Here is a 19201-nt window from a genome sequence, read left to right as displayed (position 1 = left end):
GACCGCTTAATATGATTGCAGCTTTGTGTAATGGAGAATTATTGGCTCCTTTTACCGGAGAAGGGGCCTGCAATCGAAACGTATTTGAACTGTGGCTTTCAATCTGTCTCATCCCCACTTTGAAACCCGGACAGATCTTGATTATTGATAATGCGACCTTTCATAAAGGGGGCCGTATTGAGGAGATGGTAATTGAGGCTGGATGCTCCGTTTGGTATCTGCCAGCTTACTCTCCAGACCTCAATAAAATTGAACACTGTTGGTCGTGGCTAAAAAGCCGCATTCGACACCAACTCAAAGATTTTGATACCTTACGAGAGGCCATAGAAAATGTCCTTCACTTGGCCTGCGCCTAACGTCCTAACTGGATTGGCGATTGCTATATTAAAAAAAACATGCAAGATAGTCGAGCAACAACACCGGGCCACCCTATTTTTTTTACCCTTGTTACTCACCATCGCCGTTTGATTTCCGGTGAGTCGGAAAATATAGATTTGAGTGACAACTTTTCCTAGTGGCGACGGCAATCAAATCCCGCCATGTCCCACCAGGCACCCACAATTCCCCCACTTCAAACAGACCCCCACTCCTCCTAAGACAACAGGCCCCTCATCTGTGCCAGCAGCGTTTCTAAAGACTGGCGCTTATGGGGGTCATCCGACACCTTTGATTTTTTCATCTCGCGTAAACTGTATCTATCAGGTTCCTCAAAGAAAACGTGTGCGAGCATCTTGCTCGCTTGGGACAATAGCGAGCAAGATGCTCGCACTCCCAAAACGGACCTCATAACTGTGGGAAACGCTATCGATGTCCCTGATTGAGAAGAGTTGGAGAATTTCTCCCCAGACCAACGGGATGAAAGTTTTGCTTTATAATAATTGATTGTAGTGTATTTTGTCCTTCCTTCAGTCGAAAGACTCTAAGATTTAAAGGCTGTGGTTTCTCAAAAATTAAGGCGGTATGGCTGGAAAATTGACACTCAATTCTGGGATGAGTGAGTTGCCGGTTTCCCCCAATGCAGGGAATCTGAAGCAATTTCTGTTGTTTGGTCAAAGAGAGAGTCTCTTTGCGGTGGATTTGTTGTCAGTGCGGGAGGTGCTATTTTTGGGGCAGCAACCGATCGCACCCGTGCCGAATACCCGTCATTTTGTCTTAGGATTGACCAATTTGCGGGGAGAAATTTTAGCGGTGGCGGATTTCGGTCGGTTTTTGCGGACTGAGGGGGTGGATAGTCATTCGGTGCATAGTCGAATTTTAATTTTAGAAGCCCCGGATCCGCGAGATGGAAACTTGGTGATGATGCGAATGGGTTTGGCTGTATCTCGGGTGCAAGGGGTGATTTCGGTTCATCTGGAACGCATGGTTTCTAGCATGGATGTGGGGGAAGAACTCGCTCCTTTTTTAAGGGGATTATATGATTGGACGGGACGCTTAGTGATGATTTTAGATGTGGAAGCGATCGCCCAATCGGAAGGGTGGTAAATCGTTTATAACCTCGGGCAAATTTCGTTTTACTTTGAGGGGGAATTATGTTAATAAATGGGATAGGTTCTCAACTGTATTTTGCCATCGGGAGCGATACGAATTGGGTAGGGATGCAGAATGGGGCAGAATGGATCATTGCACTGTCCTATTTGGGGATGACTTTAATCCTCCTGCAAATCACAGTGTTTCGTCTGCATTGCCGTTTCTTATGGATAGTGAGTGCTTTTTTAGCAGTCGCCACCGGGAGTCGCTTCTTCCATCTATTCTCCACAGCCGCCCTTCCGGTTTCAACCCTTGGGGAAACCCTAAGCTATGCTTTGGAAAGCGCGAGTGCGATCGCCTTGATGCTTGCCCTATTCACTTACCGTCAAGGCATCCGGGAAACCCTCGGCAGTGGAATCTTTGCGAGCGGTTCATTCCTACAAATGGCCCTGGACTGCTTACCTTGGGCGGTATCTTGGCAAGATTACCAAGGAGTTTACCTGGGGGGAAATCAGCGCTTTGCGGAACAAGTGGGTGTGGCATCTCCAGCACAAATCATCGGCAAAACTGAGGGCGCACTCTCTTGGGGGGGTAAGCTGTTGAAAAATTGGGTGAAAATTAACCCAGAGGATTCACAAACCCTGTTAGTACAAGTGCCGAATCCCCACCCAGGCGAGGGGTCAGAATCGCTTTGGAAAATTCATCAATGGCCGGTTAAAACTCCCCAGGGAAAGCCAGTGGGAATCATTTCAACCTATGAAAAAATTTCGGGATATACCGAAGCAATTGCCTCGGATTTCCCGGATTTTATGAATCAAATTAATGAGGGAATTTTGATTCAGCAACGGGATGGAACGATTTTAGATGCCAATGAAAAAGCCGGTCAATTGTACGGCATGGAACGGACCCAACTCCGAGGCAAAAACTTTTTTAACCAGTTATCCAGTTTCGGGCAATCTCAGGCTGATTTTGAAGCGGCAGTGAGCGAGGGAGGCTCGTTAAGATGGAAAGCCCTCAAACCGAAAGGGGGTAGCGTATTGGAACTGGAAATTTCGGGAAAACCGCTCACCCTTGTAGATAACCGTGAGGTGATTTGGGTGAGTGTGCGAGATGTCAGCCGTTGCTGGAAGTTGGAAACGGAATTGCACCAACGGGAAGAAGAATTCAAATTATTTCTGGAACATCTTCCGGCAGCAGTGGCGATGCTCGATCGCCAAATGTGCTATGTAGTCGCCTCCGAACGGTGGGTTAAAGATTATAAACTGGATAAGAGAGAAGACTTTCAGAGGGTTAAAAACATTATTGGGCGATCGCACCACGAGCTATTTCCGGAACTGCCGGATCATGTGAAAGATATGCTCCGGCGCGTCTTAGGAGGAGAATCCTTTAGCTGTGACGCGGAAGGTTATACCCGGGTAGATGGGAGCATCGATTGGGTGAAATGGGAGATGTATCCCTGGCGCGATCGCACCGGAGAAATCGGCGGCATTATGCTGTTGACCGAAGTGATTACGGAACGGGTCCAATCTGAACAAGAACGGATGCGGTTGTTTAATCTCGTCGAGTCTAGTCTGAACGAGATTTATGTTTTTGATGTGGATACCCTGGGCTTTGAATATGTAAACAAAGGAGCCTGTCTGAATTTGGGGTATTCTCAGGAGGAAATCCTTAAAAAAACAGCACTGGATATCAATCCAGCAGTGGTGAATCTAGGGGAAGCTAAAACTGCTTTGGCTCCCTTATTAGAGGGCCGCGAACAGAGAATTCGGTTTGAAGCAATGCATCGCCGAGCAGATGGGAGTATCTATCCGATTGAGATGTATATTCAACTCATTCAACAGACTCATAAACTCTCCTGTGTGGCGATCGCCTTGGACATCACCGAACGCAAACAAGCCGAACGCGCTTTACAAGAAAGTGAACAACAATTTCGGTTGATGGCGGATACAGTTCCGGCCATCATTTGGATTGCCGGGCCCGATAAACAGGTGAGCTATTTTAACAAACGGTGGGTCGAGTTTACTGGACGACCGTTAGAAAAAGACCTCGGTTATGGCTGGATGCAAATTTTGCATCCTGAGGATAGAGACCGATACGTTAATATTTATCAAACCGCATTTGAGCAGCGGCAACCCTTCCAATTAGAAGTGCGATTCAAACGCTGGGATGGGGAGTATTGTTGGAGTTGGATGAGTGGATTGCCTCGGTTTGATAGCGAGGGCAATTTTTTCGGATATATTGCCTCGGGGTTAGATATTACCGAACGCAAACAAGCGGAAGAAGCGCGCCGAGAAAGTGACGAAGGGTTTCGTTCTTTGGTAGAGAGTGTCAAGGATTATGCCATTATTCGATTGGATGTAGCGGGTCGAGTGGCCAGTTGGAATATGGGGGCGCAAAGAATTAAAGGATATCGTGCTCCAGAAATTCTAGGTCAGCCTTTCCAGAGGTTTTATACCCTAGAGGACCGCGCCAGTGGCAAACCGGAAGCCGAACTCAAAGCGGCCCAAACCGAGGGACGATTTGAAGATGAAGGGTATCGGGTCAAAAAAGATGGGAGTCAATTTTGGGCCAATGTGATTATTACCCCTTTACGGGACGCCCAAGGAGAGTTGCAGGGATTCTCTAAAATTACCCGAGATGTGACCGAACAACGGCGGAATCAAGAAGCCCTAGAACAGTTAGCCACCGATTTAGAAAATCGAGTCGCCCAGCGCACCCAGGAGTTGCAGGAAATCAACGAGAAACTACAACAAGAAGTGGGCGATCGCATTGGTGCAGAAGCGTCCAAGACCCAGTTAATCGCGGACCTAGAAATCATGTCCGCTCAACGGCAAGCGGAGATGGATTCCCTGACGCAACAGGTGCTGAAAATGTTGGAACAAATTAAAGGGGCAGCGAAGGGGGATTTAACCGTGCGGGCGGCAGTCACCAACGACATTCTCGGGGCTTTAGCTGACTCCTTTAACTTTTTGATTTCCTCCTTACGAAAAGTGGTCAAAGGAGTTCAACACCTGGCAACGGAAGCCAATACTGCCACCGGGGAATCGATTTCCAATACTCAAGAGTTGGCCCACCAAGCCCAAGAACAAGCCCAAAAAATTGAGGAGACAATCCAGAAAATTCAGAAGATTGTCAACTCGATTGAAGAAGTGTTTGCCCTGTCTCAACAAGCGGAAAATGTGGCCCAACAATCTGCCGAAAAAGCCCAAGTGGGTGGGGAGTCGGTGGATCGGGCGGTGGAGGCAATTAACAAACTGCGACAAACCCTTTCTCAAACGGGGAAAACCATCGAACGGTTAGGGGACAGTTCCGGGCAGATTGGCAAAATTGTGACTTCCATTTCCCAAATTGCGGCTCAAACCAATTTATTGGCACTTAATGCTACGATTGAAGCGGCCAGAGCCGGAGAGCAAGGGCTGGGTTTTGCTGTTGTCGCTGAAGAAATCCGCAAGTTAGCCGATCGCTCAGGATTGGCAACGGAGGAAATTTCCGAAATCGTCGAACAGATCAGGAGTGAAATTGGACGGGCGATTGTAGCGATGGAAGCAGGCACTCAGGAAGTGGCGATCGGAACTAAACTGGCCGCAGAAGCCAAGACCCATTTAATTGAGATCATCCAAGTCAGTGGGGAAATGAATGCTCTGGTGGAAAATATTACCCTCGCAGCAACGAAGCAGACAAATAGTGCTACGGAGATTGTGAGTATGATTCGTGCCGTTAGTGCCATTTCTGGAAATACGGCAGAAAAATCAGTCCAGGTTCAAAATTCCCTAGATGGCTTGGCAGTCTCAGTGGAGAGTCTTCAGCAATCTGTGGCCCATTTCCGAAGTTAGCCCAGGAGTAAACCAAAACTCAACCGGATAGGGTTTTTGGTTCTGTATGCTTTTTCTCCTCAAGGAGATAATTTTCCCAGGGCATCTACAGTTTCAACTTAAGCAGACTAAAAACCGGGTTGCTGTTTTCAATGGGTGGCAATTGATTTAGAAAGCTTTTCAAGAAACCCAGTTGATCTTCCCTGTACGATACCGATGTCTAGGACCCCCCCATTTGGAGAAGGTCTGTGCTCGGGAGGTGGGGCAGTTGATATACGGCCCCTCCTCTCTATTCTCTCTGTGATTCTGACCCCCCTAAACGCCGTTACTGATTGACGCACCCTGTATGTTGGAACCCTTATCCATCCTCCTCACGGCAAATTTTATTCCCCACGGTCATTGTTACCTGTGGAATCCAGTTTTAGTGTGGCTGCACGCCGGATCCGACCTGGCGATCGCCGTGGCCTATTTTTCGATTGTGGGGATGTTGATTTATTTCGTCTTGCAACGCCCGGATTTACCCTTTAGTCGGATTTTTCTGTTATTTGCGGCCTTTATTATTACTTGTGGATTCACCCATGTGATGGAAGTCTGGACCCTTTGGCGTCCAGACTATTGGGTTTCCGGGAGTATCAAAGCCCTCACCGCTGGTATTTCCCTATTAACGGCCCTCGAAATGGTCCCGACGCTACCGGCAGCCCTGGCCCTACCCAGTGCGAAAGCTGCCCTAGAGCAGGCTAATCAAGCCCTGGAAGGGGAAATTAAAGAACGCCAACAAGCCGAAGCGGCCCTGAAACGACTGGCGCGGATTATTGAAAATACCCCCGATTTTGTCGGCGTCTGCGACAGTCAGGGTAAGGTCAGTTACCTGAACCGAGCCTCCCGCAAAATGACGGGGATTCCAGAAGCTCAACCCGCCTCGGATTTCACCGCTTTTGATTTTGTTAAAGACGGACCCGATCGCCAGAAATTAGAACAGGCGATCGCCACAACCATTGCTGAGGGGGTCTGGACTGGGGAAATCCTGATGAAACGCCTCAATGGGGAATTATTTCCCGCCTCCCAAGTGCTCGTCGCCCACATAGAAGACAACGGGGAAATTGATTGTATTTCTACGGTGATTCGGGATATCAGCGATCGCCAACAACAAGAAAACGCCCTCGCTGAGAGTGAAGAACGGTTCCGGCAGTTGGTGGAAAATGCGGCTGATGCCTTCTTCTTGACCACCTTAGATGGCAAAATCTTAGCGGTCAATCAGCGGGCTTGCCAGAGCTTAGGATATAGCCAGAATCAACTCCTGACCTTGAATTTAGAGGCGATCGAACCGCGATTTCGCAGTGAGGAACGCACCCTCGCTGTGGCCCAGTTACATCCTAGCGAAGCCCTCACCCTGGAAAGTCTCCACCGACGTGCCGATGGCAGTACCTTCCCCGTAGAAATCCGCCTGGGCAAATTTTCCCGCCTGGGAGAAACCCTCCTGCTGGCTTTAGTCCGGGATATCAGCGATCGCAAAGCCATTGAGAAGGCATTAGAAGCGGAACGCCAGCGACTCACCACCCTGTTTGATGGGATTCCCGCCTTCCTCTACCTGGTCGATCGCAGCAATACCGTCCAGTTAGCCAACCGCCAATTTGTCGAGTTCTTTGGGGACCCGGGTTCTGCTGCCACTCTCTTGAACCCCGGTGGCAAACTGCACTCCGAGATTCGCACCCAAGTCTTTGAAACCAAACAGCCGCAGCAGTGGGAATGGCAAGACCCTAACACCGGGCGCACCTACCAAATATATGATTACCCCTGTAACGATGTGGATGGGAAACGGCTGGTCCTGGAAATGGGCATCGACATCAGCGATCGCAAACAAGCCGAAAAAGCCCTCCAAACTTCCGAAGCGCGCTTCCGTTCCCTGATTGAAGCCACCTCTCAAATCATCTGGAACACCGCTGCCGATGGCGAATTCGTCACGGAACAACCGGCTTGGACTAGCTTCACCGGCCAAACCTTCGACCAACTCAAGGGTCGAGGATGGCTCAATGCGGTTCATCCCGATGAGCGTCAACAGACGGCCCAAGCCTGGGACCACGCGGTTCAAAATCGCGTGCTCTATGAAATTGAACAGCGTCTGCGCCGTCACGATGGCGAGTATCGATATATGAGTGTTCGTGCGGTTCCCATTCTCAATACCACCGATGGCAGTATTCGCGAATGGTTAGGGGTTTATACTGATATTACCGATCGCAAATTAGCCCAAGTCACCTGCGATCAATTCTTTACCATTTCCCTAGATTTGCTGAGTATCTTCGGCTTTGACTCCTCGTTCCAGCGGGTTAATCCCGCTTGGACCAGTATCCTCGGCTACAGTGAACAGGAACTCATCGGTCAATCGTTTATGGACTTTGTTCATCCCGATGACATTGAAGCCACCATTGCCGAAACCCAAAAACTGACTACCGGCATAGAAACCCTCTATTTTGAAAATCGCTATCGCTGTAAAGATGGCTCTTATAAATGGTTAGCTTGGAGTGCTAATCCTTCTACAGAACAGCAACTGCTTTATGCCGTTGCTCATGATATCACCCCCCTCAAACAAACCGAGGAACAATTTCGAGTCCTGGCGGCCGAACAAGCTCAACTGCTTCAAGAACTCAAAACTCGTCAAAATGCCCTCGATGAAGCAGCGATCGTCAGTGAAACCGACAGCGAAGGCAACATTACCTTTGTCAATGATAAATTCTGCGAAATCTCTGGATACTCTCGCGGCGAACTCCTGGGCAGAAATCATCGGATGATTAACTCCGGATATCATCCCAAAGCCCTCTTTGAGGAGATGTGGAAAACTATCAGTAACGGTCGCGTCTGGAAAGGAGAACTCAGAAACCAGTGCAAAAATGGCACATATTATTGGGTAGATACCACCATTTCTCCCATTTTTGATGCTCAGGGTAAAGTTGTCAAATATATTGGCATCCGGTTTGATATCACCGAGCGCAAAAAAGTCGCCGACGAGTTGGAAAAATTCGCCCAAGACCGCAAATTTGAAGCCGATGAACTGACTCAACAGGTTCTCAAACTGTTAATGGAAATCAAAGGGGCCGCTAAAGGAGATTTAACCGTGCGCGCCGAAGTTAATAATAGTGTTCTCGGGGCTTTAGCCGACTCCTTTAATTTTTTGGTTTCTTCCCTCAAAAAAGTCGTAACCGGGATTCAAGAACTCGCCACGGAAGTCCGTAGCGCCACCCGTGAATCCATCGCCAATACTCAAGATTTAACAGAACGGGCCGGAGAACAAGCTCAACAAGTTGAGTTCTCCTTGCGCCAAATTGAGCGCATGGCTAACTCAATTCAAGATATCTGTACCGTGGCTCAAAAAGCAGAAAAGGTCGCCCATCAAGCCGCCGAAACTGCGGAGGTGGGAGGCCAATCCGTAGACCGGGCGGTTGAAGGCATTAATGAACTGCGTCAAACCATTTCACAAACCGGGAAAATGATTAAACGGTTGGGAGAAAGCTCTCAACAAATTGGTAAAATTGTGACGTCAATTTCTCAAATTGCGGCTCAGACCAACCTATTGGCCCTGAATGCTACCATTGAAGCGGCCCGCGCCGGAGAACAGGGGTTAGGGTTTGCCGTAGTTGCCGAAGAAATCCGCAAATTAGCCGATCGCTCGGGTTCAGCCACGGAGGAAATTTCCGAAATTGTCGAACAAATTAGAAGCGAAATCGGACGGGTCACCGAAGCAATGGAAGCAGGCACTCAGGAGGTAGTCGCGGGAACTAAATTAGCTGCTGAAGCGAAACATCATTTAGTTGCCATTATTGAAGTCAGTCGCCAGATGAATGCCCTGGTTCAAAATATCACCCGGGCCGCGAATAATCAAACCGAAAATGCTTCGGAAATTGCGGGAGTGATGCAAAAAGTGAGTTCAATTTCTACCACAACGGCAGAAAAATCTTTGCAAGTTCGTCAGTCTTTAGATGGACTGGCGATCGCAGTCACTCAGCTTCAGGACTCGGTTTCTAATTTCCGCAGTTAGGGAATTTAAAACGCTAAAATTCTTAAACTGTTGGTAGTGACTCTTTGATTGAGTTATCTTAAAATAACCCTTGAAGGGGTTACTACAAACTGTTGGTAGTGACTCTTTGATTGAGTTATCTTAAAATAACCCATGAAGGGGTTACTACAAACTGTTGGGAGTGACTCTTTGATTGAGTTATCTTAAAATAACCCATGAAGGGGTTACTACAAACTGATAGTCAACGAATCGGGACACAGGAAGCGTTGAACCTGCGTGCGGTTTCATCGAATTTGGTCACGGACACTTCTACTCTGAACCACCATGTCATCATTAATGGACTTTAACGATATTCAAGAACTTCTGGGGGCATTTATCGCGGAAACCGATGAGTTTTTACAGGCGTTAGAAACTCAGTTGTTGGCGATGGAACAAATTGAGACCGCAGAAGCGCGAAAAAGCACCATTAAGGAAATGTTTCGGGCCGCCCATTCGATTAAGGGTTCGGCGTTGATGTTTGGTTTTCAGTCGCTTTCGACTGCCGCACACCGGATAGAAGATTGTTTTGCAATTTTGCGCGATCGCCCGGAAGATACTCCCCTAAGTAGCCGTTCCATTACTCAACTCCTCCAAGGGGTTGACTTATTAAAAAAACTCACCGCCCAATCTACGGCATTAGTCCGGGAAAAGCAAACAGAAGACCCGAAAGATTTCCAGGCGGATTTGGAGGCGATCGCCCTCATCAAAGAAGAGTTAGAAGCCGAATGTGGTGGATTAAAAGAACCCGCCGAATGGATGCAAAAACATCCCGCCAATACCGGGGTAATTCAGACCATTTTTAAACAAGATTTACCCCCCATCTTTAACCGACTAGAAACTGAACTCTCGCAAATGCAAGAGGACAATTTAGAGAAATCTTATCAGGTTTTTAATGAAATTTATTATCAGCTTTCGGGATTAGCCGGTATGTTGGAAGTCCCGGAACTGGGGGAAATTGCCGAATCTCTGCGGACCGCTGTGGATACCCCCAATTTATCCGGAGAAGACCTGAAGAAAGTGGGCTGGATAATTGCCCAAAATTTAGAAACCCTCCGGGAACAAGTATTACAAGAATTACCCATCGTCTTACAACCGATGGATATTCCCCATCCTAACCCGGATGTAGCAATTTCTCCAGTCCCTTCTCCCACGGAGATCCTCCCCTCGGACAGTCCCCCGAGTGCGCCTCCTGCCGACCCCTCCCTACTCCCGACTTCCTCCCCCAGTGAATCCGGAGTCAAACCCACCATCCGGGTGGAACTCGATCGCCTCACTGAACTGGTGGACCTCGTGGGAGAATTAGTGATCAGTCGCACCCATTTAGAAGTGCAGGAAACTCAACTGCGCGGGGAAGTCAAACGTCTGAGACGGCACATCCGCGATTTGAATCAATTTGGGGTACAACTGCGGGAAGAATATGACCGTCTTGCCGGAGAAAAAAGCCATCAGGGTCGAAGTCCCGCTCATCCCCTGGGTTTCGACGCCCTAGAAATGGATCATTATACGGAGTTTCATGATACAGCCCGAGAAACCATCGAAACCACCCAGGCGATCGCCCACTCCAGTGCCAAAATCGACGAAGTAGCCCTCAATCTGGACCGGAGTACCGATCGCCTCCGACGAATTTGCGATCGCCTCCGGTCTCAAGTCATGCAGTTGCGCGTCGTCAGTTTCAGTCGCGCCGTAGACCACCTGCCTCGCGCCATCCGCGATATGTCTCGCACTTATCATAAAGATGTCAACCTCCTCCTCATCGGACGAGATACCAAAATCGATGAAAGCTTATTACACGCCTTGCGCGACCCCCTGGTCCATCTAGTGCGAAATGCCTTCGACCACGGCATCGAATCCCCGGAAGACCGCAAAGCATCCGGTAAACCCCCCAACGGCCAAATCGAAATCGAAGCGCGCCATCAAGGGGGACAAACCATCATCACCATCTCTGATGACGGCCAAGGCATCGACCCCGAAACCATTCGTTCCCGTCTGGTTGAATTAAGTCTCGTCTCCGAAGAACAATCCCTAGAACTCTCTCTCAACGAACTTTACGACTTCCTATTTTGGTCCGGATTCAGTACCAAACGTGAGGTCACTGATTTATCAGGACGTGGGGTAGGCTTAGATATTGTGCGAAGCAACCTGCGCCAAGTGCGAGGCACGGTTAAAGTAGACTCTCGCATCGGTCGGGGAACTACCTTTATCATTAAACTCCCCTTGATGCTCTCGATTTCCGATGCCTTATTAGTCCGGATCGAACATCATACCCTCGCCTTACCCCTGGATGCCGTAGAAGAGATTCTGCACGTTAACGCCAGTGAAATCCAGATGGCGATGCATCAACCGATGTTACGGTGGCGGGACGAGTATATTCGATTGGTTCCCTTGAATCATTTACTCCATTACAACGAGTCCTCTGTGGATGTTCCTTCTCCGATTCCGGTTGGGGAAGACTATATGCCGGTCCTGGTTTTAAGCTCAAGTGAGGGAATTCTGGCGATCGTCGTCGATCGCCTCGTCGGACAACAGGAACTCGTGGTTAAACCCCTCCCCCAACCCTTATCAAAACCCAACGGCATCCTCGGTTGCACCATTCTCGGCGATGGGGAAGTCGTCAACATTCTCGATGTGGATGACTTAATTGGACAACTCCATCCTCACCTCCAAAAAGCCGTGGTTATTCAAAATGAAACCCTGGGACGAAATCATTTCCTGCCCCTAGGCACTCGCAGCCCCGTCCCCCTGCTTCCCCCCCTGCCTTCTCAACCCCAAATTCTAGTGATTGATGACTCTTATACCATTCGCCAAATGCTCTCGTTAACCCTCACTCGCGCTCGCTATCGCGTCGCCCAGGCCAAAGATGGTCAAGATGCTCTGGAACAATTGCATCAGGGGTTAAAATGTGCTTTAATCATTGCAGATATTGAAATGCCCCGCATGGATGGGTTTGAATTCCTCGCCGCAGTCAAAGAAAATCCCCAATTTTCAACCATTCCCGTGGCGATGTTGACCTCCCGCAGCGGTGCAAAACATCGTCAACGGGCAATGGAATTGGGTGCCGTTCAATACTTTACCAAACCTTATAATGAACGTCAATTATTAGATGCGATCGCTCAATTAGTCGGAGCCACCCTATAACAGTTCAACGCCCCAAATTCAGTCGTTCTCTTCGTTCAACCTCCCGATTTGCTGTCGTTCTCTGCCTTCGTAAGCAGGATATAGCGCCTCTAAATCAGTTTGCTATAAAAATAGCGAGCAAGATGCTCGCACTCCAAAGTCCATATCCTCACCATCGGATCTGTACCTTACCTGACTAAGAATCTCTATATTTCATCCCGTCCTAAGTCTTATAATTGTTCTCAATCCACTCTTCCCTAATGGAGCATCCCTGCTATGTTTTCACCCTCCAAGTACAGCCGCCGATTCCACAATAAAAAGACCACCATTCAGCGCACTCCCGCGCGCAAACTCGTTCTCTTTGAAGTCGCAGGGGAAACATACGCGATCGCCATCGAACGGGTGCAGCGTGTCCTCACCGAATTCACCCCCCAGGGGACTCTCGAAGGGGGCCGCAGCCTCGTTAAAATTGATGCAGATTTGATTACCCTATTAGATCTATCCAGGCTATTTGTCACCCCAAAGGATTCTCAGGAGGAACGGTCTTATTTAATTGTCTGCACCCTCACCAACGGCGATCGTATCGGCATTCCCCTCCAAGATTTACCCGCCATTTTAGATATTCCTGAAGATCACTTTGCAGAAGTTCCCATCTCCTATCGACAAGGCAAGGACAGTAAAAATACGGCACCGGCAGCCGTGGAAAAAATTATTACCACCGATGCCGGTACCGTCGCCTTCTATCTGAACTTGGATAAACTCCTGGATTGAGACGGGTTTGAGGAATGACCTCATGAAATCAGGGCCCGGTTATAAATAGCCTCAATTTCGATTAGAAAACTTAGGCTATCCAAATAAACATCATCCCCGGGTTCATAGCGATAGATTTCCCAAACTCCCGGTTCAATTTGACGCCAACAATTCAGTTGAGGTTGAGTGGGATCAAGCCAAACATATTCCTCTAAAGTCTCAATTTGACGATACTGCTCAAATTGACCCAGTTTCTCACCGGCAGAACCCGAGTGAGATATCACCTCGATAATCAAACAGGGATATTGAATCACCCCATCGCGTCCGTGGGGGCGATCTAAATCCCGAGGGTCATGGCTGACCATTAAATCAGGATAACAGTAGGCAGATGCGGCTTCAATATAAACCGGCCTCGGATGAAGAGAAACAACAGCATTCGTACCACGCAGGTGCTGGATTAAAAGCTGAGAGAGAGTTTGGGTAACCCGTTCCTGAGTGGGAGATTGCTGCGATCCGGGAGTCTGATCCGAGGTAAAGGGGTAAGACAGACCGTTCTCCGGTGCTAAATCAGGGGAAGGAAGGGTGTAACTGTTGAGTTGGCGATCGCCCATGCTAACCTCGTGAACCGTTCATCTGATTTTATCATTTTTTATGTCATTGGTCATGGGTCATTTGTCCCGGGTTGATGGGGAGGGGAAGTCCTCGGGACGAATTATCATTCCCGAGAGCAAGCAAAACGGTTCTTATCGTCGTATTCGGCGGAACCTGAATTTAACGGGGACACTCTCTCTCACCTTAGCGGCTCAATCTTGGATTAAACAGGGGAATAAATTGTTGTTTGCCTGGGCTGACCCTAGGATAGCTAAGGGAACTCAAAAAAAACCTCCAAACGTTCAACGTCCCCCCTTTAGGGGTTTCTTTAAAGAAGACTCCATCAAGGAGTCACTACGAACGTTTTATGATTTATTTTTGGCAATCCCCTAAATGGTTACAAATCCTGAATCCTACGCCTGAAGTTTTACCCTATAAGACCGAGGTCCCTTGGTTTTAAGTGCCTTACAACAGATGACTGTCTTTGTCAATCAACCTTAATAAAAATTAAATTGACCTTTTGCTCTTGACTCCGTATATAATCACGGCTAACCTATCATTATGAACCCAGAATCTAAGTGTGCTTCCCTTGTCAACATCCTGTTCTGTAACGCAGACTAGAGTGTTCAAGGCCGAGAATGGATGAAGATTAATTAATCATGCCAGTCTAACCACTTATTATGACCTAACTCAACATGGAAAACCAAACGGAACCGCAATATTTAACCTCCTTGCAATGGGGGTTGATCATGGCTTTATGTTGGAAAGATACCGAATTTAAAGATGAGTTTGAAAAACATCCCCGTGTAGCCATAGAAAAGTTTAAGGACAAATTTCCCCCGGGTGCTTTTCCAGAAGATATGACCCAGGTTCGTGTGCTGCGAATTCCACCCAATCCAGGGGATATTCCGAATATACAAGCCATTGCCAGCGGTGATGAACCGGCAATTGCACTGCCTTATACCTGTCTTTGTTAGTCAAAAATCTAACGCGGGAACTGGCTTACCTCATGATGAGTAGGGCGTCGCAGTGAAGAAGGGGTTGGAGAAAGTTCGTTTAAATTTAGAGGAAAATTAGATGTCCCTAGAAATTTCCGAAGAATACATTTCCTTAGAAGAATGGGCAAGAATAGTTGCCTATGCTTGGACTAACGAAACCTTTAAAAATGAGTTTGAGTTACATCCTCGCAAGGCAATTGAAGATTTTCTCAACTCCCATAATGTAGAGGATGAAAACAACGCTACTCGACTAGGAATCATTGAGTTGTTTCAAAAAGTCCGATTCAAGCGGTTCTTTGAGATCCCTCCTTGTCCTACGGCGATGAAGGAAACAGAAATCAATGATATTCTGAGCGGAAAACAGACTCACGTTATTCCTTACTTGACCATTTAAAGCCTTTAAAACAGATGGTCTCCTGTTTAACTGGCAGATGCGGGATGCTTACATCCGGTCTGAGGTCGTTTAACCCGATGGCATCCAAACCTTGACCCAATCCATCAGAAGTCACTGACGAACCTATGATTCCTCGCCCCCAGTTTAAAGCCGGTTATCGGTATGAAATAATCCCCTCGGAAGGGGTATTTTTGCTGTCCGAAACCGGACAATTTCTGTTGGGGGGTGAGGCATATATCCAGATTGCCCCCCTGCTGGATGGGCAATATACGGAAACGGAAATTATCAAGCATCTGGATGGACATTTATCCATTGCGGAAGTCTTTTATATTCTCCAACGGTTACGCGATGGCGGGCATCTTGTGGATGAACCTGCACTCCTGACACCCCAGCAAGCAGCATTTTGGGATGGACTCGGGATAAATTCACGAACTGTAGTCCAACGGTTGGAAGCAACTACGGTGTCGCTGATCCCCATCGCCAACCTGGATACCGCACCCTTACAAGCAAGTCTGGAAGCAATCGGTGTGCGAATCGGGGAGGATGGCGATCGCGCAGTGGTGATCACCGATGATTACCTCCGTCCGGAACTGGAAACCTATAGCCAAAAGGCTCTCACTGCTAACCGTCCTTGGCTGTTGCTCAAACCTTTGGGAAAGGAACTGTGGATCGGCCCGATTTTTATCCCCAAACAGACGGGATGCTGGCACTGTCTAGCTCATCGATTACGGGGACATCGCCAACTAGAAACCTATCTGGAAGAGAAAGGGCGTTGTGGTCCTTTTGCTCCCGGATTTTTGGCCTTGCCTTCCACGGTGCAAATGGCTTTTGCCGTCGCTGCTACAGCAATTGCTCAATGGATTGTCTGCGATCGCCCCCCAGTCCTACAAGGTGAGGTGATTACCCTCAACGCCCTCACCTTAGCAAAACAGCACCATCCCCTCCTCCAACGGCCCCAATGTCCCGCCTGTGGGAACCCTGACTGGGTTGCCAAACAGCAGTCAGTGCCCCCCCAATTGCAAACTCGCCCCAAAACCTTTACGGAGGATGGCGGACATCGCAGTTGCTCTCCCGAGGAAACCTATCAGAAATTAGCGCATCACATCAGTCCGATTACCGGCATGATTAGCAGCTTGCAACCCTCGTTGATTGCTGGAGATGACCAGTCACCCCTGCATTCTTATATTGCGAATCATAACTTTGCCCTAGCCGATAATAACCTCTATTTTCTCCGGCAAGGGTTGCGGACCCTAGCCGGTGGTAAGGGGAAATTGGAGATTCAAGCTAAAACCAGCGCCTTATGTGAGGCGATCGAGCGGTATTCCGGTGTTTTTCAAGGGGATGAAGCCCGGATCCGCGCCCGGTATCAAGATTTGGAAACTGCTATTCACCCCAACGCTTGTATGCTGTTTAGCGATCGCCAGTATCAAGAACGCGATCGCCTGAATGCTCAACAAACCCGCTTCAACTGGGTTCCCGAACCCTTCGATGAAACCCAAGAGATTGACTGGACTCCAGTCTGGTCTTTAACCGAGTCCGAACCCCGTTATCTCCCCACTGCCTATTGCTTCTACGGTTATTCCCGTCAACATCACGCCACCTTTGCTCGGGGTGATTCTAACGGCTGTGCGGCGGGAAATAGCAAAGAAGAAGCAATATTGCAAGGATTTATGGAATTGGTAGAGCGAGATAGCGTCGCCCTGTGGTGGTACAATCGACTCAAGAAACCAGCAGTAGACCTCGCCAGCTTTGATGAACCTTACTTTCAGACCCTTTTAGACTATTACCACAGCCGCGATCGCAGTCTGTGGGTCCTAGATATCACCAGTGATTTTAATATCCCCACTTTCGCTGCGATTTCGGCACGCCGGGATCAACCGGGGTCAAAGGTGATTCTGGCATTCGGAGCACATTTTGATCCGCAAATAGGGATTCTGCGAGCCTTGACCGAACTCAATCAGTTTTTACCCACCCTGATTGCAGAAACCCCAGATCATCGCATCGAAGACCGGGAAGTGCTGGAGTGGTTGACCCTAGCCACCACGGAGAATCAGTCCTATCTGACTCCGGATCCGAGCTTACCGCAGAAAAGGCGATCGGATTATGCTTCCCTCTCCAGTCAGGATTTATATGCCGATGTCATCACCTGCGGGGAAATCGTGCGCTCAAAAGGATTATCTCTTCTGGTGTTAGACCAAACCCGACCCGATACTGGACTCCATGTCGTTAAAACCATTGTTCCAGGGATGCGGCACTTTTGGGCCCGATTTGCTCCCGGTCGCCTCTATGAAGTCCCCGTGCATATAGGAGACTTGGGTCAACCCCTAACGGAAGAACAGTTAAATCCGATTGCCATGTTTCTGTAAGAGAGAAAGTAGTTAAAAGTAGTAGTTAAAAGTAGGGTGGGCATTGCCCACCGGAAGGAAAGGTGGGCAGTTAAAAGTAGGGTGGGCATTGCCCACCGGAAGGAAAGGTGGGCAGTGCCCACCCTACTCGTTTTTAAATACCTATCATACTCCATACGGTATTTAAAGGTCTATAAAAACGGATTGTAGGGGCTTCGATGCGCAGGCCCCTACACATACCGCTTGATGCCGATTGTTTTTCTAGACTTATTAGTACCGTATGGAGTATCACAACCGAATTCCGTATTACCTTGAACTCGTTATGAACCGTTCTTATCCGCCCGGTCCTGATGGAGGCTTGTTTGGGATGGGAAATACCATCCACTTTCAAGCCAATGCTCTGGGATTTTTAGAAACCGTGGCCCACCGCTACGGTGATATTTGTTTCTTCCAAATGGGGTCTAATAGTATTTATTTGCTTAATCACCCCGATTTAGTTCAGGAAGTGTTTGTTAAAAATGCCCAAAACTTGCTAAAACCTGAACTCCTCAAACAATCAAATCGGGGATATTGGGGAGATGGATTAACCAGTTTAGAAAAAGAAATCTGGAAAACGCGCCGCCGTCTCATGCAGCCTGCCTTTCACCATCAGCGGATTGCCGCTTACGCTCAAACTATTGTGGATTGTACCCGAGAAATGCTGGCGGGGTGGGAACTGGGAGAACGGGTGAACCTGGATCGAGAATTCCTGATTCTCAGCGCACGGATTGCAGCCCGAGTCTTATTTGATGCCGAACTCGAAGGCTATGGATCGGCAACTGAAAACCAGAAACGGGCGGGCCTGATTCCCTTGGAGGAAGCCCTGGGCGAGGCATTTACAGTCAGCCAAGGACAGGGGATTACTAACATTTTTTCCTTAACTCGGTTGCGAGCTAAACCCAAAATGGAGGCAACTTTATCTCTGATTGAGCAGTGCCTTACCGCAGGAGAAGACCGAGGGGATATGCTCTCATTTCTCATCAGTGCTAAAGATGACTCGGGGACGCCCCTGGAGCCATCAGAAATCATTGGGGAAGTTTTGCAGATGTTTTTTGCAGGGCATCATACCATTCCCACCAGTTTAATATGGCTATTTTACTCTCTCTCCCAAAATGTAGAAGAAATCGAGACTCTATTTCGGGAAGAGTTAGACCGAGTATTAGGAGAAAAACTTCCGGATGCAGAGAATCTGAGGGTTTTAGGGTATGGACAAAAACTGGTCAAAGAAACCCTGCGGTTTTATGCTCCCAACTCGGCGATCGTGCGCGAAATTGTAGCAGAAATTCCCCTGGAGGATTATACCTTACAACCCGGAACCCAAGTCTGGGTGAGTCCCTATCTGCTGCATCGTGACCCGCGCAATTTTCCCCATCCCGAACGATTTTGGCCCGATCGCTTCGCGAAAGAAAACGCCCAGCATTCTAAATATGCTTACCTTCCCTTTGGGGTAGAACCTCGCCTTTGCATCGGCAATGAATTTTCTCTGATGCAAATTCAGTTAATTTCATCTACAATTGCTCAATGCTATCGACTAACATTACAGGGTGAAGGGAATATCCTACCCAAGGCGGGGTTAACCATCCGTCCGGATCGGGAACTCTGGATGAGGGTCGGTATCCCCTGTAGACCCTAAACCAGGACAG

The 19201-nt window shown here is 48.5% G+C and carries 10 protein-coding genes and 1 pseudogene; 10 read left to right on the top strand and 1 reads right to left on the bottom strand.

All coding sequences use genetic code 11. The features are described from left to right. Positions 1–5: 5 nt before the first annotated feature. The 6 genes and pseudogenes from NG795_RS15435 to NG795_RS15410 form a co-directional block, all read left to right on the top strand. Positions 6–356, top strand: a pseudogene (locus tag NG795_RS15435) (transposase); the annotation flags it as partial. A 604-nt stretch (positions 357–960) separates the two neighbouring features. Next, positions 961–1482: a chemotaxis protein CheW gene (locus NG795_RS15430; RefSeq protein ID WP_367289545.1), complete on the top strand. Its 522-nt coding sequence runs from the start codon at positions 961–963 to the stop codon at positions 1480–1482. A 47-nt stretch (positions 1483–1529) separates the two neighbouring features. Further along, complete coding sequence (locus tag NG795_RS15425) at positions 1530–5300, top strand: PAS domain S-box protein (protein WP_367289544.1); 3771 nt, start codon at positions 1530–1532, stop codon at positions 5298–5300. Between the two features lie 325 nt (positions 5301–5625). Beyond that, complete coding sequence (locus tag NG795_RS15420; RefSeq protein WP_367289543.1) at positions 5626–9309, top strand: methyl-accepting chemotaxis protein; 3684 nt, start codon at positions 5626–5628, stop codon at positions 9307–9309. A 303-nt stretch (positions 9310–9612) separates the two neighbouring features. Further along, on the top strand, positions 9613–12462 hold the full coding sequence (locus NG795_RS15415) for a hybrid sensor histidine kinase/response regulator (protein WP_367289542.1): 2850 nt from the start codon (positions 9613–9615) through the stop codon (positions 12460–12462). 255 nt (positions 12463–12717) lie between these two features. Continuing rightward, positions 12718–13212 carry a chemotaxis protein CheW gene (locus tag NG795_RS15410; RefSeq protein ID WP_367289541.1) on the top strand — a complete coding sequence of 165 codons (495 nt, stop codon included), beginning with the start codon at positions 12718–12720 and terminating at the stop codon, positions 13210–13212. A gap of 20 nt (positions 13213–13232) precedes the next feature. Here NG795_RS15410 and NG795_RS15405 read toward each other — a convergent pair whose 3' ends face one another. Beyond that, positions 13233–13802, bottom strand: a complete 570-nt coding sequence (locus NG795_RS15405) for a Uma2 family endonuclease (RefSeq protein ID WP_367289540.1) — start codon at positions 13800–13802, stop codon at positions 13233–13235. 675 nt (positions 13803–14477) lie between these two features. Between NG795_RS15405 and NG795_RS15400 the strand changes: the two genes are divergently transcribed. The 4 genes from NG795_RS15400 (at position 14478) to NG795_RS15385 (ending at position 19191) form a co-directional block, all read left to right on the top strand. Further along, the gene (locus tag NG795_RS15400) at positions 14478–14759 is read left to right on the top strand and encodes a hypothetical protein (protein WP_367289539.1); all 282 of its coding nucleotides are present in this window, start codon (positions 14478–14480) and stop codon (positions 14757–14759) included. Positions 14760–14859: 100 nt separating this feature from the next. Beyond that, on the top strand, positions 14860–15174 hold the full coding sequence (locus NG795_RS15395) for a hypothetical protein (protein ID WP_367289538.1): 315 nt from the start codon (positions 14860–14862) through the stop codon (positions 15172–15174). Between the two features lie 125 nt (positions 15175–15299). Next, positions 15300–17540, top strand: a complete 2241-nt coding sequence (locus NG795_RS15390; RefSeq protein ID WP_367289537.1) for a TOMM precursor leader peptide-binding protein — start codon at positions 15300–15302, stop codon at positions 17538–17540. Between the two features lie 301 nt (positions 17541–17841). Next, positions 17842–19191: a cytochrome P450 gene (locus NG795_RS15385; protein WP_367289536.1), complete on the top strand. Its 1350-nt coding sequence runs from the start codon at positions 17842–17844 to the stop codon at positions 19189–19191. Positions 19192–19201 lie beyond the last annotated feature (10 nt).

The organism is Laspinema palackyanum D2c (assembly GCF_025370875.1).
Classification (GTDB): domain Bacteria; phylum Cyanobacteriota; class Cyanobacteriia; order Cyanobacteriales; family Laspinemataceae; genus Laspinema; species Laspinema palackyanum.
Note: the sequence above shows the minus strand (reverse complement) of the source record. Positions and strands in the feature narration are given on the sequence as shown.

Coding starts and splice junctions, on each gene's coding strand:
- NG795_RS15395 (WP_367289538.1), top strand. CDS start 14,860: ATGTCCCTAGAAATTTCCGAAGAATACATTTCCTTAGAAGAATGGGCA.
- NG795_RS15405 (WP_367289540.1), bottom strand. CDS start 13,802: ATGGGCGATCGCCAACTCAACAGTTACACCCTTCCTTCCCCTGATTTA.
- NG795_RS15415 (WP_367289542.1), top strand. CDS start 9,613: ATGTCATCATTAATGGACTTTAACGATATTCAAGAACTTCTGGGGGCA.
- NG795_RS15385 (WP_367289536.1), top strand. CDS start 17,842: ATGAACCGTTCTTATCCGCCCGGTCCTGATGGAGGCTTGTTTGGGATG.
- NG795_RS15425 (WP_367289544.1), top strand. CDS start 1,530: ATGTTAATAAATGGGATAGGTTCTCAACTGTATTTTGCCATCGGGAGC.
- NG795_RS15390 (WP_367289537.1), top strand. CDS start 15,300: ATGATTCCTCGCCCCCAGTTTAAAGCCGGTTATCGGTATGAAATAATC.
- NG795_RS15400 (WP_367289539.1), top strand. CDS start 14,478: ATGGAAAACCAAACGGAACCGCAATATTTAACCTCCTTGCAATGGGGG.
- NG795_RS15430 (WP_367289545.1), top strand. CDS start 961: ATGGCTGGAAAATTGACACTCAATTCTGGGATGAGTGAGTTGCCGGTT.
- NG795_RS15420 (WP_367289543.1), top strand. CDS start 5,626: ATGTTGGAACCCTTATCCATCCTCCTCACGGCAAATTTTATTCCCCAC.
- NG795_RS15410 (WP_367289541.1), top strand. CDS start 12,718: ATGTTTTCACCCTCCAAGTACAGCCGCCGATTCCACAATAAAAAGACC.